Below are 14728 nucleotides of genomic sequence, written 5' to 3'. Positions count from 1 at the left end.
AGGCGGTCCAGGGGCGGCGGGGTGAGCATCCTGCGGAAGATGCCGGCCATGATGGTGGCCAGGTCCTTCGCGATGCGGGTGCGGGCGGTGGGGCTGAGTGCGTCGGAGAACAGGGCCGCTGCCACATTGCGGGCGGCCAGCGCGGTCGTTTCGGCCATCACGTCGATCACCTGGCCGTCGCGCCAGGCGGCTACCTGGGTGGCGGTCTGGGCAGCGATGATCTCGGTGTAGCCGGGCATGCGGTCGGGGTGGAAGGCCGGCTGAACCAGTCGGCGCTGGCGGCGGTGACGGCTGTGGGGGCAGGTGCCGAGGCCGTCGCCGAGGGACTCGCGGTAGCGGTCGAAGAGTTGGCCGCCCTTGTCGAAGACGCGGTCGTTGCGGAGCACCTCGTGCATCAGGTGCGGGTCGCACAGGACAACCACGTCCGTCGGGCCGAGGCGGACCCGTACGACGTCGCCCTGCTCCGGGAGGGAGGTGAGGAAGCCCAGCGGGTCGCGGAGCAGGGGCAGAAGGTGGCCCACCACGGGGCGTGCTCCCGCCGCGGTGGGGATCGGGGTGCCTGCCGTCGTCATGGCCGCTCCTGGTGTTCGTCGGGGTGGAGAGCACGTGCGCGTCCGGGCGGCTGGGCCGGGTCGGGTGTGCGGTCGGGGTGGAGGGTGCGGGCGCGGTGGCGGACGTCGATGACGTGCATGCCCGCCGCGCGGGCGGCGGTGACGCCCTCGTCGGTGTTCTCGTAGGCCAGGCACCGCGCCGCGGGCACGCCCAGCCGGCGGGCGGCGGCCTCGAAGGCATCGGGGGCGGGCTTGAGACGGGCGACGTCCTCACGGGCGACCACGACACCGATCACGTCGGACAGCCCGGCCGCGGCGAGTCCGGCGCGCACGATGGCGCCGTCGTTGGCGGAGGCGACCGCGACCGGGCCGCTGCGGGCGGCGGCACGTGTGAGGGCCACCATCGGCGGGATGGGGGTCGCCAGGTGGGCGTTGGCCAGCCAGTAGGAGCGGGCCGAGCGCACCACGTCGCCGTCGGAGCAGCCCAGGCGGGCCCCCAGGTCGGTGTGGAGCCGTTCGCGCAGGGCGGTCAGGTCCGCCAGGGGCGCCTGGCGCAGCCAGGCCAGGGAGGCGGCGTGGAGGCCGTGTGCGGTGAGGGCGGCGTGCACCGCACGGGCGTTGAGGTCGCCGGTGTCGACGAGGGTTCCGTCGAAGTCGAAGATCTGGGCCGCGTAGCGCATCCCGTCACCTCCCGCAGCGGGCCAGGCCGCGCAGCACGTAGGCGGGTGCGAGGACGGGGACGTCGACGGGGATCGGGCGGGGGGCGGCGGTGTCGGCGGGGGCGTCGAACGAGCCGTCGGGGCGCCGGCACGCGCTCAGGTAGGCCAGGGCCGCAGGGATCCGGCTGGGGCGGTGGAGCAGGCCGAGGGCGGCGAGGGCGTAGCCGGTGCTGACCGGGTCGCTGGCGCGGCCTGGCTGCTGTCCCCAGCCGCCGTCGCGGTTGTGGGTGCGTTCCAGGCGGTCGGCGGCCCGGCCGAGGGCCTGTTCTACGGCCTCGGCCGCCGGCGGGGGCAGCGGGAGCCGGTCGCGGACGGCGGTCAGGCCGTGGACGGCCCGGAAGATCGCGTTGCCGTCCGCGAGGCTCCAGCCGCGCTCGAAGGTGCCGTCCGGTCTCTGGCTCGCGGCCAGCCACCGGACGCCGGCTGCGATCTGCTGGGCGTGTGGTGCGCAGTGCTGGGCGAGGACGGCGAGGGCGCCGCCGGTCATGGCCGGCTCCGACGGGGTGCCCCGGCGGTAGGTGGGCCATCCCCCGTCGTCGTTCTGCAGGCCCCGCACGTAGGCGTATCCGGCCGCCAGGTGCGGGGCGTAGCGGGCGGGGTCGTGGTGGTGCAGGAAGGCCATGGCCGTGTAGGTGGTGTCCATGTCGGTCTGGGTGGCCTGGGGTGTGTAGGACCAGCCGCCGTCGTCGGCCTGGCGGGCCGCCAGCCAGTCGGCGGTGCGCGCCAGCGACCCGCGGTCGGTGCCGGCTTCGCTCAGCGCGGTCGCGACGATCGAGGTCACCCAGGTGTCGAAGGACTCCGCCACGCTGAATCCGCCGTCCGCGTGCTGGGTCGCCACCAGCAGGTCGGTCCCCTGCCGCACGGCCGCCCGGTAGGCCGGGTAGGGGCGCAGCGCGAGCAGGAACAGCAGGTGCGGCAGGTGGTTGCCCTCGAATATGCGCGGCTTGAGCAACAGGCCGGCAAGGGCGTCGAGGTCATGGCCGGCCACCGGGCTGCCCGCAGCCCGGTCGCGGATGACCCGGCAGGCTGTCAGCTCGGCCTGCTTCCACGTGTGCAAGCCGCCCACGGCATCCGGGACGGACGGCGGGGCGGGGGCCCCGCCGGCTCCGGCGGCATGCAGGATCGCGCCCATCAGCAGCCGCTTGCGGCCGGCGGTATGGTGAGCGAACCCCGCCAACGGATCCCGGCCGGACGGCATGCCCAGCAGAGCCCGGTCCAGCGGGGTCAGGCCCCCGCCCCTGGCCACGGCACGCAGGTAGGAGCGGACACCCGCCAGCGCGTCCGGATGCCGGTCATCGTCCTCCAGCAGGCGGCACGCCAGGACGGATTCCAGCACACGACTGCCACAAGCCGAACGCACCAACCCCTGGTGATCGATCTGCGCGGACAGATGCTCACGCAGCCGATCGACCAGCGTCGATGCTGGCACGGCGGCCAGAGGAAACGTCACTGCCACCACGACCTGCGTATGCGTAAAACCGCCGCACCAGGAATGTTCGTCATCTCCGCTTCCCTGCCAGGGCCGAACACCGGCCGCCCATGATCCAGCTCGCACTACCCACCGCGCCCGGCCAGAAAACAAGCGGTCAGACACCTCCGCGCACACGGCGGAAGCACGGGCGGAAGCGGGCTCCAACGGCTCCGTTCCGGCTGCACCCGGCGTACACCACCCGGCGTACGCTCAGCCCCCTGGACCGTCAGCCTGTGGGGGCCGGCCAGGGCTCCGCGCACCCCTACGGCCCCCGCCCTGCACACTGCCTTGCAGCCGGGCGGCCGCCGACCGGAAAGAGCGCCGCGACCGGCTCAACCCCGACCAGCTCGTCGCCCTCGGAGTGCAGTAGGCGCAACAGCCCGTCGGGCACGGGCCGGAGGGGTGCGCTCCCGCCGGCCCCTTGCCGCCCAGGGGCGGAAGGTCGTGGCCGCGGTGTCCCGTCCACGACAAGATCGTTGAAGCGGGGGTCGGCGGCCTCCACCACCGCCCGCGACCACCGACCCGGGCCGGCGTCCGCCGGCGGGACCAGGCCCGAACCCGTCGCCCACCGCCGGCCGACCGCTCGGAACGACACCCCTGCTGTTGCCGGGGAGGGGCCCCACCCGGCAGGGCGCAGGCGGTGCCGCACGCGGGGAGAGTGGTTCGCTGCGGGGGCGCGTGCAAAGTTGGCCTGGAATGTGATCTTCATGTAACGGATTCGTGGGAAACATGGTCGGGTCCATCGATCATGACCATGGGGGCTTTTACGTGGCAACGTCCGTGCCGTCTGGCACAGCAGACACTTCCGGTGCCGGCATGGGGGTGGAAGGCGCCGTTGACGACCTGATCGTGCTCCTCGACGAGTCAGGGCGAGTCATCGGAGCGGCCCCGCGGCTGGCCAGTCATCACACCGGCACACCGCTGCACCTGGCCTTCACCGCGTACGCCTTCAACGGGGATGGTGAGCTGCTGCTGACCCGACGCTCGATGGCGAAGAAGACCTGGCCAGGGGTCTGGACGAACACTGCGTGCGGACATCCGCGACCGGGGGAACGCCTTGTGGGCGCTGCGGCACGCCGCGTGCGGGACGAACTGGGGGTCGAGGTGCTGCGTGCCGATGTGGTCCTGGCCAAGGTCCGGTACCGGGCGGTGATGCCCAATGGTGTGGTGGAGAACGAGATGGGGCCGGTGCTGCGGGTCCTGCTGGACGGTGCGGTGCGACCGGATCCGCAGGAAACGGACCGGGTGCAGTGGGTCGCCTGGCGGGACATAGCGACCCGGGTCACGGAGGGGACGGCTGGTCTGTCTCCCTGGGCGGAGATCACGATCCGTCGCCTGGCTGGGCTCGGGGCTGACCCGTGGGGGTGGCCGGTCGTCGAGCCCGGTGACGAGATCCCGGCCCTCCACGGACTGGCCGGTCCGCGGAAGGAACGGCGATGAGCGAGGGGGCAGGCACCGCCCGTACGATCCTGACGCAGGCCAGGGCCCTGGTCGATCCGCTCTACCGTCATGCCCTCGCCGAGCTGCCGGAGGACTTGGAAAGACTGCTGGGGTACCACGCCGGGTGGTGGGGTGCGGACGGTGAGCCGGCGAAGCCGAACGGGAAGGCGTTTTCCGCGGCCATGGCGTTGACGGCCGCGCAGGCGGTGGGAGGTGACGGTCAGGACGCGGTGCGGGCCGCCGTGGCGGTGGAGATGGTCCACGACGCCTCCCTGTTGCACGATGACATCGTGGACGGTGACCGCACCCGCCGGCACCGGCCCGCGGCCTGGACCGTCTTCGGCGCCGGCCCGGTGCTGTTCGCCGGTGTCGCGCTGATCACCGTGGCCACCGACTTGCTCGCGCCCGAGGATGCGAAACAGCTGTCCCGCACCGTGCGCGAGATCTATGAAGGCCAGCTCCAGGACGCCGCCTTCGAGACCCGCAGCGACGTCACCACGGGCGAGTATCTGACGATGGTGGAGAAGAAGACCGCAGTGCTCCTGGCCACCGCCTGTGAGCTGGGCGCCCGCGCGGCCGGGGCACCCTCCGCCCAGGTGACGCTGCTGGGGTCCTTCGGGCGAGCGGCCGGGATCGCCTACCAGATCGCCGATGACATCCTCGGTATCTGGGGGGAGCCGAAGGTAACCGGAAAGCCGGTCTGTACCGACCTCGTTGCGAAGAAGAAGACCGCCCCCGTCATCGCGGCCCTGAGCTCTCCGACCAAGGCCGGTGACGTCCTGCGGTCCCTCTACGCCGGAAGCGGCCGGCTCTCCGAGCGGCAGGCGCAGGAGGCCGCCCGGCTCATCGAGGACAGTGGTGCCAGAGCCTGGGCCGAAGAGGAAGCCGACCGCTGGACAAGCCTCGCCCGGCAGACCCTGGAACAAGCCCGGCCCGCAGACCCGGCCGGCTTGCAGGTGCTGATGAACGCCGCGGTCAGGCGGACCCGGTGACGCTCCGGCCTTCCTCACCCGCCGCAGCTGTTTCCCGCCCGGTACGGGGTGTGGTCTGCGACATCGACCTCACCCTTACCCGTACCGGCTCCGCCGAGGCACTGGGCCAGGCACTGGGCCTGCCCCGGCAGGTCCAGGCAGCCCACTACCGCGACTACCACGCCGGAAGGCTGACCCGCACCCAGCTGCTCGACCTATGGCGCGCCACCGGCAACGCCACGCGAGAGCGCATGACTGCCGCGTTCGCGGGTGTCCCACTGCGCGATGGAGCCACCCGCCTGGCCGACACGCTGCGGGCCCGGCGGATTCCTCTCTGCTTGATCACCAGCTCCGCACAGCTCTTCGCCGACCTGATGGTCGCGAGGCTGGGAGCCTGCTGCGGCTACGGCAACGGCCGACTGACCTTCGACCGGACCGGCTACCTGGAAGATCTCGACTTCAGCCTCGACACCCAGCAGCTGAAGGCTCGCCACCTCGCCCAGTTCTGCCGCGAGCACGGCCTGGCAGCGCAGGACCTCCTCGCTGTGGGCAACGGCCCCAACGACCTCGCACTGTTCGACGCCACCGGCCGCGGTGTCCTGCTCACCCCGGACCCCGACGCCAAGCCCGCCTACAGCAACCGCGCCTGGACGACCGTCCCCCATCTGTCCGACGTCATCCCCCTGCTCGACAATTCGTAGCCCTCCGGGGCCGCACGCGCGGTTGCTCTCACCACCGGTTTCTGCGAGTGACTCACCGTCACAGCGTCACGCGAGCCGGGCCCTGGTCGTCGGCGTACGCCTCGCGCCCGGCCGCCGTACTCCGATGCTCCAGCTGGCGGGGGGCGCCATTCCACCCGCGCGGTATTCCCGGCCAGGGACTCCGGAGCGGCTGTCTGTGAACCAGCCCTCCTTCACGTCCCTGTGGGCAGGCGAGGGCGTCCGGTGCGGACGTCGTCCACGACGCTGCCTTGTTCCAGGGCGCGGTTCCAACCGCCCTCGTAAGCCTTGAGGTCTGCTGGCGGCAGCTCCGGATTCCCGTGTACGCGGACGGTGCTGGTGTCCCACGGCCGTCGACCGTCCCGACGCGGGGGTGAGCAGGACGCCCGGGCTGGAGGACTCCTCGGCACGTCCGGTGCGCATGGTCACTTCGTGGTGCCGCAGTTGCACGTAGGCGGCGAAGGCTCCCTGGACGGTGCGGTCGAACCGGGTGGCAGCGCCGACGATGAGCTGGCCGGTGCCGTCCTCGTCGAGCAGGCGCCGAAAGCGCCACTTGCAGTGCTCCTCGGGCACATGGGGAACGTCGCGGAGCATATCGAGGAGCAGGTGGCCCCACTCGGCCCGGGCCGATACCCGCGGGCGGTGCGGCGGCGTCCGCGGCGGCGAGCTCGTAGTACCGCACGGGCTCGTCATCGAGGGCCACGGCTTCTTCGGCAGCCGCCCTGAACAGGTAGTCCAGGACGGCGGTCCTGGAGCGCAGTTGGTCGAAGAGGAAGTCCAGTCGCGGCGGCTGAGGGCGATGGCGGGCATACCCGGTGGCGTCCAGGAGGGTACGGTGCCGCGCGGACGCGGGGGTGATCCAGCAGAAGCACCGCGACCCACTCGAAGGCGTTCCCGTCGACTCGCAGGGTCCGCCCGCGGCCGTTGATCATGTCGGCGGGCAGCATGCGCAACTGCCGGACTGTGCCCCTGGCCTGGCTCATCGCCTCGGCGGCCGCCTTCTGGATCCAGGAGATCTCCTGGGCGTCTGACTTCGGGCTGACGGTGCGGGCCTTGACTTGCACGACAGCGCCGCGCTGCCCGGCCGGGAGCAGCCGGTCGCTGCCGCGGCTCGGCAGCCAGCTGCGTCAGACCGACCGCGAGCGGGCCGGGAAGGCGCCTGGGGGTAGCGTCGAGGCGGAGAGTGGGGCGGCCGTCGCGGGTGCCGGGATGCCCGGTGGTGAGGGTGACGATGCGGGTGAGGTGCTGGCCGAACAGCAGAAGGAGGGCTCCGGCTGCCCGTACGTCGAGGGGCAGGGCGTCGTCGTGGGGACAGCACTGGAGCAGATTCCAGTGGCCGTGCTCATCGAGGCCCTCCGGTTCGGCCTTTCCCCCGTGCGGCACCGGCAACTCCCGGCTGGGGCCGTGGCAGGCCGTCCACACGAGGAAGTCCCGCAGCTCGAAGCGGGTGCCGGGGCCTGCGGCGAGCCACCAGTCGACGTGCTGCCGGGTGGCGTGCTGCCGGGTGGCGTCGGACAAGCCCAGGCCCAGGCCATCGAGATGGGTCAGGAACGCGACGGCGCAGTTGACGCGCGTGTGTATCCCCACCGGGCTACGGCCGCCGTACTGGCCGCGCGGGCGGCGCGGCGGCGGGCACGGGGCAGCACCGACCAGCGGACGCACGGCTTCAGGAGCTCCGTGTACTCGGGATGCCGGACCAGGGTGAGGTGGCGTTCGACAGCTGCCGGGGGCTCGTCACGGGCGGGCGGTGTCCCGCAGGCGACCAGCACCGTGCCCAAGTGGTCCGCGCACTTGCGCGGCACCGCTGTCGGAGGCGGCGGTCGTGTCGAGGTCGGCGTGGGTGGGCAGCCGGCCGGAGGCCGCGATTCCCGCTCAGGATGCGGGCCGAAGCCCGAGCGGGCGCCGGGCCTGGCCGAAGCGGACCCTGCTATTCGTCGTCGTGGCACAGCCTCACGCACTCGTAGCCGTGTATGTACTGGCAGCAGCTGGTGTGGCGGACGATGTCGTCTTCGCGGTCGTAGAACTCGGTAATGATCCGGCCGTCCTCAACGCGTGAGACGCCGACTTGCCTTTCGAAGTCGATCTTCAGGATTACGGTCTCCATCCGCAGACAGCTCACCGCGTACCTGCCGGCAGCCTCGGGGTACTTGGCGAACACTTTGTCGATCTCTTCGAAGAATTCGGGGTCGCGCTGCGGCCCACATGCGGGCTTGGTCTTCATGGCTCGTTTCCCAGTGTCGAGTGTGTTGAGCCCTAAAACCATGGTCCCGCAGCCCGGCGGCCGCTGCCACCGTGGCTCCGGAACGTCGCGCGTTCGAATGAAACGGATGCCTACGGCTGCAACGGTTCCCATGCCCTGCGTCGTGGAAGACCGCGTCTGAGCCGGGCCGGCGCAGGAGCCGGGGCAGATCTGCCGGCTGCGGATCAGGTGGATGACGGCCTCGCGGACCGTGTCGTGCACGCCGGCGTCGAGGGTGTGCCGCGGTGCGGTGAGCACATCGGCCTTGACCGCGCAACGCGGGCCTTGGCCATCGGCGGCGAGGAACACCGCCCGCTGCTGGGGGCCCGCCCGGTATGCGGCGTTGAAGGTGTCCAGGCCGGTGGCGTCCGGGATCAGGCCGGCGGGGCGCGGCGTCGGCAGCCAGAACACGCAGGAGGGCCTGCTGGGCATCCAGGCGCGGAGGATGGGCGGAACGGTACGAGGCTGGCTCGGCCGATAGAGCGAGACGAGACCTCTTCAACCGCCGCGCTGGTTGCGCAGTTGGCCGGACGGAGCGGCCGGCCTCAGCCGCCGGCGACCTCACTCACAGGACAACAGGCCCGCCTGCTGTTTGGCGGTCAGGACACGGTGGACGCTCTCCTCCGCCTGGGCCCGGAACTGGGGGTCATGCGTCATGCGCGCTCGTACGGCTGCCGCCATCGCGGGTATCGAGTTCGGTTCGACGGTCAGGACGAGGTCCCCGCCGGCGGACAGGAAGTTCACCGCACGATCGGCCGGCGGCACGGACTTCACGGCGACCGCGTTCCCGAGGTCGTCCGAGACGACGACTCCCTTGAAGCCCAGTTCGTCCCGGAGGAGACCCTTGATGACGGTCGGGGAGAACACGGCCTGGCGCTGCGGATCGATCTTGCTGTAGGTGGCCAGAGAGATCATCACGAACGGGGCGCCCGCTTTGATGCCCGACCTGAAGGGGCCGATGCTCGCGCTGTCGCCCGTGGTGACCGAATCGACCACCCCTGCGGTGGTGTCGGTGTTGCCCAGGACGTTTCCGAGGCCCGGAAAATGTTTGAGTGTGGTCAGAACGCCGGACTCGGCGGAGCCGGCCAGAAAGGCGTCGCTGTGGGAGGTCACCGTCTCTGCGGTGTGGCCGAATTCGCGACCGTAGCGGCCGATCGGCTCGTTGCGGCGGCCCAGTTCGGCCGGTACGACATCGGCGACGGGGGCAAGATTGAGGTTGACTCCGGCCGAGCTGAGCTGCCGCGCCCAGACCGCGGCCTCGGAGCGGAGCTTCTCGGTCGGCCAGCTTCCCTGGGTCAGACCGTTCGGGATGGTCGAGAAGCCGGGGCCGGACAGCACCTGCACCTGGCCGCCCTCCTGGTCCGTGGAGACCAGCAGCCGTGCCCGAGAGTGCGCCATGGCCTGGAGGGAGTCGGTCAAGGCCTTGGTCGCCGCCGTGCCCGACGTACTGCGGCCGGCGAGGAAGACCGAGCCGACGTGGTGGGTGCGCAGCACCTGCAACCGCTGTTGGTCGGGCTGTGCGGCGGCGATGCCGGCCATGAAGAGCTGGCCGACCCGTTCCGGCTCGCTCATGGCGCTGAAGACGGAGTCCACACAGCTCGTCGACGCGCTCGCCAGCGGCGTGACTGAGGCCTGGGAGACACCGGCGCCCCCTACGCAGGCTGCCACCAGGGCTGACGCCAGCAGCGGCACCGGGCGCGTCGTCCTCTTGCGTCTCCTGTCGGGCACAGGCGTCCGTCGCGATGCCATGGCGAGTCCCCTTCCGCTCCGATACCGAACGAAACAGCCTTCCGGCACGTGCGCCCCGCCTTCCACTGTCCCCTGCCGGTGCCCCGTACGCACCTCGGCGGAACGACCCGTACCGCGGGTGCGCACATGCTGCACGGCAAGGGCGGCGCCCGGGCCGGCGGGGACGCTGCGCGTGCGGGCCGGCTCGCAGAGGACGCCGTGCCGTTGACCTCCGCCCCACATTCCTACCTCCCGGTGGTGGAAGCCGTGTCCACCAAGCCGTGGGGCGTGGAGCGGGGGTGGGAGGGGCTGCGCTGACCCCGGGGGCCTGGTCGGGAGCCGTCAGATCCGTGGCAGCGCCTTCGTGACGGGCTGGGCGATCCCTGCCCAGGTCGGCTGTCGTAGCGCTCACCCGCATCGCGGCCGCGACCGCAGATCCGGGCCCGCCGGGCGCCCCACTGTCCGTGGCCCCTTTTCACTGCCCGCGCCGCCGGTACGGTCGTACTGCCCCGTCCTGTGCAACGAAGCGTCGTCGGCGGCTTCGGCGCGCGGCGGCGGCGCGTCAGGGGCCGTCGCGGACCACCGACAACCCGCCGACCCGGGTCGTGATGCCCGTCGGCCCGCGTCGGGCCGAAGCGAGCACGCTGGACGGTCGACCGAGGGTGTCGCCCTGCTCCACCTCGATCGTGACCGTCTGCGCCCCTGCCGTGTCGAGCAGGTGGGCGGCCAGGCAGCCGGTGCTGTTGGCGTTGGCGACGTCCTCGTCGACGCCGATCGCCGGCGCGAACATCCGCGCCGCGCCCGGTCGGCCGCCCTCCGGCGGTACGTACACGAAGCAGCCGAGGAGCCCGTACCGCCGGCACGCCGCTGTCAGCCTGCCGAGGTGTGGGCGGACCCGGAGCAGCGCCGACCGGTCGTGGACGGGTACCAGCATGCGGGGTGCGCCGGGCGCGGCGATCCGTGCTGCGTCGGTCGGGTGCGGATCGTCCGCGGTGAGCCCGAGCGCGGCGACGATCGCGGCGCGCTCGTCCGGCGCCGGGTGACGCAGCGCGACGAGGCCCTGGTCGAACCACACCTCGATGCCGGTGGGGCGGCGGATCGCGGCGGTGTCGAACGTGCGTCCGCCGGTGTGTTGGCGGTCGTTCAGCTCGCCGAGCGCGGTCCGGGTCAACCGGAGGGCCTGCGCGGCAACGGTGCCGTGGCCGCAGCCGGGCAGTTCGGTGGTGGCGGTGAAGAATCGGACCGGCCAGCCACCGTCCGGCGCCCGCTCCGGGCCGAGGAACGCCGCGTGCGAGGTGCCGGCCGCAGCGGCGACCGTACGTCGGTCCGCGTCGGTCGCCGCCGGGTCGTCGTCGATGACGGCGGTGGGGCTACCGCCCCGGCCGTCGCGCCGTACGCACGCATCGACCACCGTGACATCCGGCCAGGGCATCGGCCCACCTTTCACGCTCATGCGACGCTCGACGCAACCGTTGACGGCGTCCGCCGTTCGTGGGGAGAGGCCGAGCTGCCTTGCCGCTGACCGGGCGGCGGGGCTGCGGTGGGGGGCGCCCGGCGGGCCTGGCGCCACGTCATGATGGTCGACTGTTATGTGCCTTCAAGAGTGTCGACATGGTCTTCAGTGAAGGTCCGACGGGACCTGGGTCAGTCGATGCCTTCGACGATGCGGAAGTCGCGCTCCACGCCGTCGGAGAGGGCGGCCAGGGCCTCCTGGTAGGCCGCGCTCTCGCGTGCCGCGACGGCCTGCTCGAAGCTGTCGAACTCGACCACGATGGTGCGTTCGGCGATGCCGGCGTCATGCGCCGCGACCCGACCGCCGCGGACGATGGTCCGACCGCCTGCGGCCTCGACGGCCAGGCGGGCCAGCTTGTCGTAAGCAGCCAGCTTCTCCGGGTCTGAAATGGTGCGGTAGACGCTGACCCAGTAGCCCTTGGGCATGGAACCTCCTGTGTGGGGATGAGCGAGTCGGACTTAGGGATGGGTCGCGGACGAGCGTCGGCGGGCCAGAGCGAGGCTGGTCAGCGTCGTGATCGCCATGGCGCCGATGCCGACCAGCGCCGCGGTGGTGTAGGCGTGGTCGTCGGGGAAGGGGCGGCCGGGGTCGGTGCCCGCGGTCAGGGTCAGGCCGCCGATGGCGCTGCCCAGGGAGTACCCGACGCTGCGGAGGACGTAGTTGAAGCCCATGGCGCTCGACGTCTCGCGCTGGGGGGTGACGTCCAGGACGACGCCGGGCATCGCTGCCGAGAAGCCGCCGACGCCGAAGCCGAGCACGCCCATCGCCGCGAACAGTTCGGCCAGGTCCGACCGGGCCACCGCGAACAGGGCGCATCCGCCGCCGATCACGACGGCGCTGCCGGCAAGGAGTACGGGGTCCGTGGTCCGCGTCCGCAGGCGCGGTGTGAGCTTGCCGGCGACGAACCCCAGCGCCGAGAAGGGGATGAGGACCAGCCCGGCGACGAAGGTCGTCAACCCGAAGCCGTAGCCGGCGCCGTGCGGCGTCTGTGCGTACCGGGTGATGAGCGTGAGCAGGAGGTACATGCCGATCCCGCCGACGAACGTGGCGAAGCTCGCCCCGGCGACCGCCGGGTGCCGCATCGCCCGGACATCGACCAGGGGCGTCGTGCTGCGCAGTTCGATGACGGTCCAGGCGCAGAGCAGCGCCACCGTGACGAGGGCGAGGCCCGCTGCCATGGGGAGGTGCCGGCTCCACAGGTTCCGTTCGCCGGCGAGGAACAGCACCAGGAGCAGCGCAGCGGCCAAGGCGGCCGCGCCTGCCACGTCGAGGGGGGCGGAGCGGCCTGCGGGGGCTCCACCGAGATCAGGGCGATCGCCGCAGCGCCGCGCTCCTCGGGGGTGGTCCCGGGCCGCGCCCATCATCAGCGCCGTCAGCCCGAGCCCGACGCCCTGGGCGGCCCTGCCGATGAGCAGCCACGCGAACGGCAGCGGCAGCACGGTGAGCGCGCTGCCGGCCACGACGACCACCAGCGTGGCGAGGATCGTGGCCCGCCGGTACGTGCCGGCCCCGAGCCGGCCCAGGACCGGTGTGGCGACGGCGCCGCTGAGCAGCGTGACGGTCAGCGTCCACTGCGCGCTGCCGAGCGAGACGTGGAACGAGGTCGCCACGCTGGTGATGAGCGGCGTCCCGAGGCTGGCGACTGCCGCCACGACCAGAGCGATGACCATCAGTGCGGGAACCAGCAGCCGCGTCTGGGAACGCGCCGCCGGGATCGCCATCACCTCGACCCGGCCGTCCGGCTGCCCGGTCACCGTTTCTGCTCTTGGCGGTCCTGGCTTTCGAGCTCCGCCAGATGCTTCAGCGCCGGAAGCGCCGCCACCAGCGCCTCGACCTCGTCGCCGGTCAGCTGCCCGATCAACCGCTCGAAGGCGTCGACGCCCGCCTGGCGCCGCGTCCGGACATACGCCGCGCCGGCCTCGGTCAGGCACACCAGCGTGACCCGCTTGTCGGAGGCGTCGCCGCGCCGCTCGACCAGGCCGGACTCCTCCAGCACCCGGACCAGGGTGGTCATCGCGGGCTGGGTGACGCCCTCGACCGCGGCCAGATCGGTGATACGCCGCGGGCCGGTCCGGTCCAGGGTGGCCAGGGTGGCGGCGGACGTCAGGCTCATGTCCCGGGGCAGGCGTCTGGCGGCCCTGGTGGCCAGGCCGTAGAGGGCTGCCCCGATGGCGGCGGACGCGGCCGGAGGGGTGGCTCGATCGTCACTCACCCTTGAAGCATAGCATCTTTATATTTATGGCTTATGGAAATGGTTCCGGCCGGCGCTACTCGCCTCGACCGCTCGGAGCCGGTGACGCCTCATTGCCCGGCGGCAGAAGACCGACCCTGCGATCCGGACCTGGTGGTGGAGGGCTGCGCGGATGCGCGCGCCGGGCGCCGGGCGCCGGTCAGGTCTGGGGCGGGGTCACCGGCGGCACCGGCGGTGCCGCGCCGCGCGCCCGGAGGTCGGCGGCGCCGCCCGCGCCGAGCACCCCGGTGGTCCGCTCCAACTCCTCGAACGGCAGCGCCGACAACGACCGCCGTGCCACCGCCGACACCACCAGCGGCAGCAGCGGACGCAGCGGCTGCACCAGACGCAGCCACGGTGGGGCGTAGACGCTGACCGCGCGTCGCTCCACCCCGCGCACCAGCCATCCGGCGACCCGCTCGGGACTGTGCACGCGGCGGGCGGGCCCGGGCTGATGGGAACGCAGGGCCCGCAGCACCGGATGGTCGTCGAGGGCCGCGATCATGTCGGTGCCGGTCCAGTGCAGGTACGCGATGCCGACCCCCACACCCGCCGGACGCACCTCGGTACGCAGGGCCTGGGCGAACGACTCCACGCCCGCCTTCGACGCGCAATAGGCGCTCATCAACGGCGCCGAGCCGAACGCGGCGGTGGACGCCACCTGGAGGAAGTACCCTTTGGTGCAGGTGAGTTGGGGCAGGAAGGCGCGGGCGGTGTTCGCGCTCCCGATCAGGTTGACCTCGACCACCCGGTCGAACAGCGATGCCTCGCACGTGGCGAACGGGCCCGCGGCGGCGATCCCCGCGTTGGCGATCACGACCGAGGCGGGCCCCAGCCGTGCGCCGATGCTGCGGGCCGCGCCTTGGAGCGCCGCCTCGTCGGTGACGTCGACCTCGAAGCAGTGCGCCTCGGTCGGCAGCCCCGCCGCGACCTGGCGCAGCGAGTCGAGCTCGCGGCCCAGGAGGGCCAGCCGCATGCCCCGCAGGGCCAGCCGGCGTGCCACCGCCGCTCCCACGCCGCGCGCCGCGCCGGTGACCACCGCGATCCGCGCGTACGATCCGCCCTCCGCCATGACCGCCTCCAGGCCCGCCCTTACGACCCGCGCCGCACAGTGCACCCGCCCAGTCGACCACGCCCCCACTCGGCC

Annotated in this window: 14 protein-coding genes; 4 read left to right on the top strand and 10 right to left on the bottom strand. The window is 72.4% G+C overall.

The window, feature by feature from the left end; translation table 11 throughout:
• The 3 genes from EF918_RS22665 to EF918_RS22655 form a co-directional block, all read right to left on the bottom strand.
• A partial coding sequence (locus EF918_RS22665) for a cytochrome P450 (protein ID WP_125649767.1) occupies positions 1-572 on the bottom strand: 572 nt, incomplete at its 3' end.
• Entirely contained in the window at positions 569-1231 is a 663-nt protein-coding gene (locus EF918_RS22660) for an HAD family phosphatase (protein ID WP_125649764.1), read from the bottom strand. The genes EF918_RS22665 and EF918_RS22660, both read right to left, overlap by 4 nt.
• 4 nt (positions 1232-1235) lie before the next feature.
• A complete protein-coding gene (locus EF918_RS22655) occupies positions 1236-2606 on the bottom strand; it encodes a prenyltransferase/squalene oxidase repeat-containing protein (protein WP_125649761.1) in 1371 nt (456 codons plus the stop codon).
• Between the two features lie 864 nt (positions 2607-3470).
• On the opposite strand from EF918_RS22655, the gene idi reads away from it, so the two are divergent.
• From idi to EF918_RS22640, 3 genes are read left to right on the top strand one after another with little or no spacing between them, the layout of a single operon-like run.
• Positions 3471-4181 carry an isopentenyl-diphosphate Delta-isomerase gene (idi, locus tag EF918_RS22650; protein ID WP_221889737.1) on the top strand — a complete coding sequence of 237 codons (711 nt, stop codon included), beginning with the start codon at positions 3471-3473 and terminating at the stop codon, positions 4179-4181.
• Positions 4178-5173, top strand: a complete 996-nt coding sequence (locus EF918_RS22645; protein ID WP_125649758.1) for a polyprenyl synthetase family protein — start codon at positions 4178-4180, stop codon at positions 5171-5173. The genes idi and EF918_RS22645 overlap by 4 nt, the downstream gene beginning before the upstream one ends.
• A 50-nt stretch (positions 5174-5223) precedes the next feature.
• Positions 5224-5853 carry an HAD family phosphatase gene (locus tag EF918_RS22640; RefSeq protein WP_185921864.1) on the top strand — a complete coding sequence of 210 codons (630 nt, stop codon included), beginning with the start codon at positions 5224-5226 and terminating at the stop codon, positions 5851-5853.
• A gap of 1945 nt (positions 5854-7798) precedes the next feature.
• On the opposite strand, the gene EF918_RS38400 is transcribed toward EF918_RS22640, so the two are convergent.
• Positions 7799-8521 (bottom strand): hypothetical protein, encoded by a 723-nt coding sequence (locus EF918_RS38400; protein WP_260610512.1) that lies wholly within the window; start codon positions 8519-8521, stop codon positions 7799-7801.
• Between the two features lie 150 nt (positions 8522-8671).
• Positions 8672-9682, bottom strand: coding sequence for a glycoside hydrolase family 3 N-terminal domain-containing protein (locus tag EF918_RS22630; RefSeq protein ID WP_260610511.1), 1011 nt, complete (start codon positions 9680-9682; stop codon positions 8672-8674).
• Between the two features lie 255 nt (positions 9683-9937).
• Between EF918_RS22630 and EF918_RS22625 the strand changes: the two genes are divergently transcribed.
• Positions 9938-10156: a hypothetical protein gene (locus EF918_RS22625; protein WP_125649749.1), complete on the top strand. Its 219-nt coding sequence runs from the start codon at positions 9938-9940 to the stop codon at positions 10154-10156.
• A 244-nt stretch (positions 10157-10400) separates the two neighbouring features.
• Here the strand turns inward: EF918_RS22625 and EF918_RS22620 are convergent, their stop codons facing one another.
• The 5 genes from EF918_RS22620 to EF918_RS22600 form a co-directional block, all read right to left on the bottom strand.
• Complete coding sequence (locus EF918_RS22620; RefSeq protein WP_125649746.1) at positions 10401-11270, bottom strand: PhzF family phenazine biosynthesis protein; 870 nt, start codon at positions 11268-11270, stop codon at positions 10401-10403.
• 212 nt (positions 11271-11482) lie between these two features.
• Positions 11483-11776: a DUF1330 domain-containing protein gene (locus tag EF918_RS22615; protein WP_125649743.1), complete on the bottom strand. Its 294-nt coding sequence runs from the start codon at positions 11774-11776 to the stop codon at positions 11483-11485.
• A gap of 33 nt (positions 11777-11809) precedes the next feature.
• Positions 11810-13105, bottom strand: a complete 1296-nt coding sequence (locus EF918_RS22610; RefSeq protein WP_260610510.1) for an MFS transporter — start codon at positions 13103-13105, stop codon at positions 11810-11812.
• Positions 13102-13563 (bottom strand): MarR family winged helix-turn-helix transcriptional regulator, encoded by a 462-nt coding sequence (locus tag EF918_RS22605; protein ID WP_260610509.1) that lies wholly within the window; start codon positions 13561-13563, stop codon positions 13102-13104. The genes EF918_RS22610 and EF918_RS22605 overlap by 4 nt, the downstream gene beginning before the upstream one ends.
• Before the next feature lie 178 nt (positions 13564-13741).
• Entirely contained in the window at positions 13742-14653 is a 912-nt protein-coding gene (locus EF918_RS22600) for a short-chain dehydrogenase/reductase (RefSeq protein ID WP_125649739.1), read from the bottom strand.
• Positions 14654-14728: the final 75 nt, after the last annotated feature.

It is taken from the genome of Streptomyces sp. WAC06614 (assembly GCF_003949795.1).
Classification (GTDB): Bacteria; Actinomycetota; Actinomycetes; order Streptomycetales; family Streptomycetaceae; genus Streptomyces.
This window is presented reverse-complemented; position numbering and strand designations above follow the sequence as displayed.

Excerpts from the sequence above, each read along its gene's own strand:
- EF918_RS22660 (WP_125649764.1), bottom strand. The coding sequence starts at position 1,231 with ATGCGCTACGCGGCCCAGATCTTCGACTTCGACGGAACCCTCGTCGAC.
- EF918_RS22615 (WP_125649743.1), bottom strand. The coding sequence starts at position 11,776 with ATGCCCAAGGGCTACTGGGTCAGCGTCTACCGCACCATTTCAGACCCG.
- idi (WP_221889737.1), top strand. The coding sequence starts at position 3,471 with ATGGTCGGGTCCATCGATCATGACCATGGGGGCTTTTACGTGGCAACG.
- EF918_RS22620 (WP_125649746.1), bottom strand. The coding sequence starts at position 11,270 with ATGCCCTGGCCGGATGTCACGGTGGTCGATGCGTGCGTACGGCGCGAC.
- EF918_RS22600 (WP_125649739.1), bottom strand. The coding sequence starts at position 14,653 with ATGGCGGAGGGCGGATCGTACGCGCGGATCGCGGTGGTCACCGGCGCG.
- EF918_RS22630 (WP_260610511.1), bottom strand. The coding sequence starts at position 9,682 with ATGAGCGAGCCGGAACGGGTCGGCCAGCTCTTCATGGCCGGCATCGCC.
- EF918_RS22645 (WP_125649758.1), top strand. The coding sequence starts at position 4,178 with ATGAGCGAGGGGGCAGGCACCGCCCGTACGATCCTGACGCAGGCCAGG.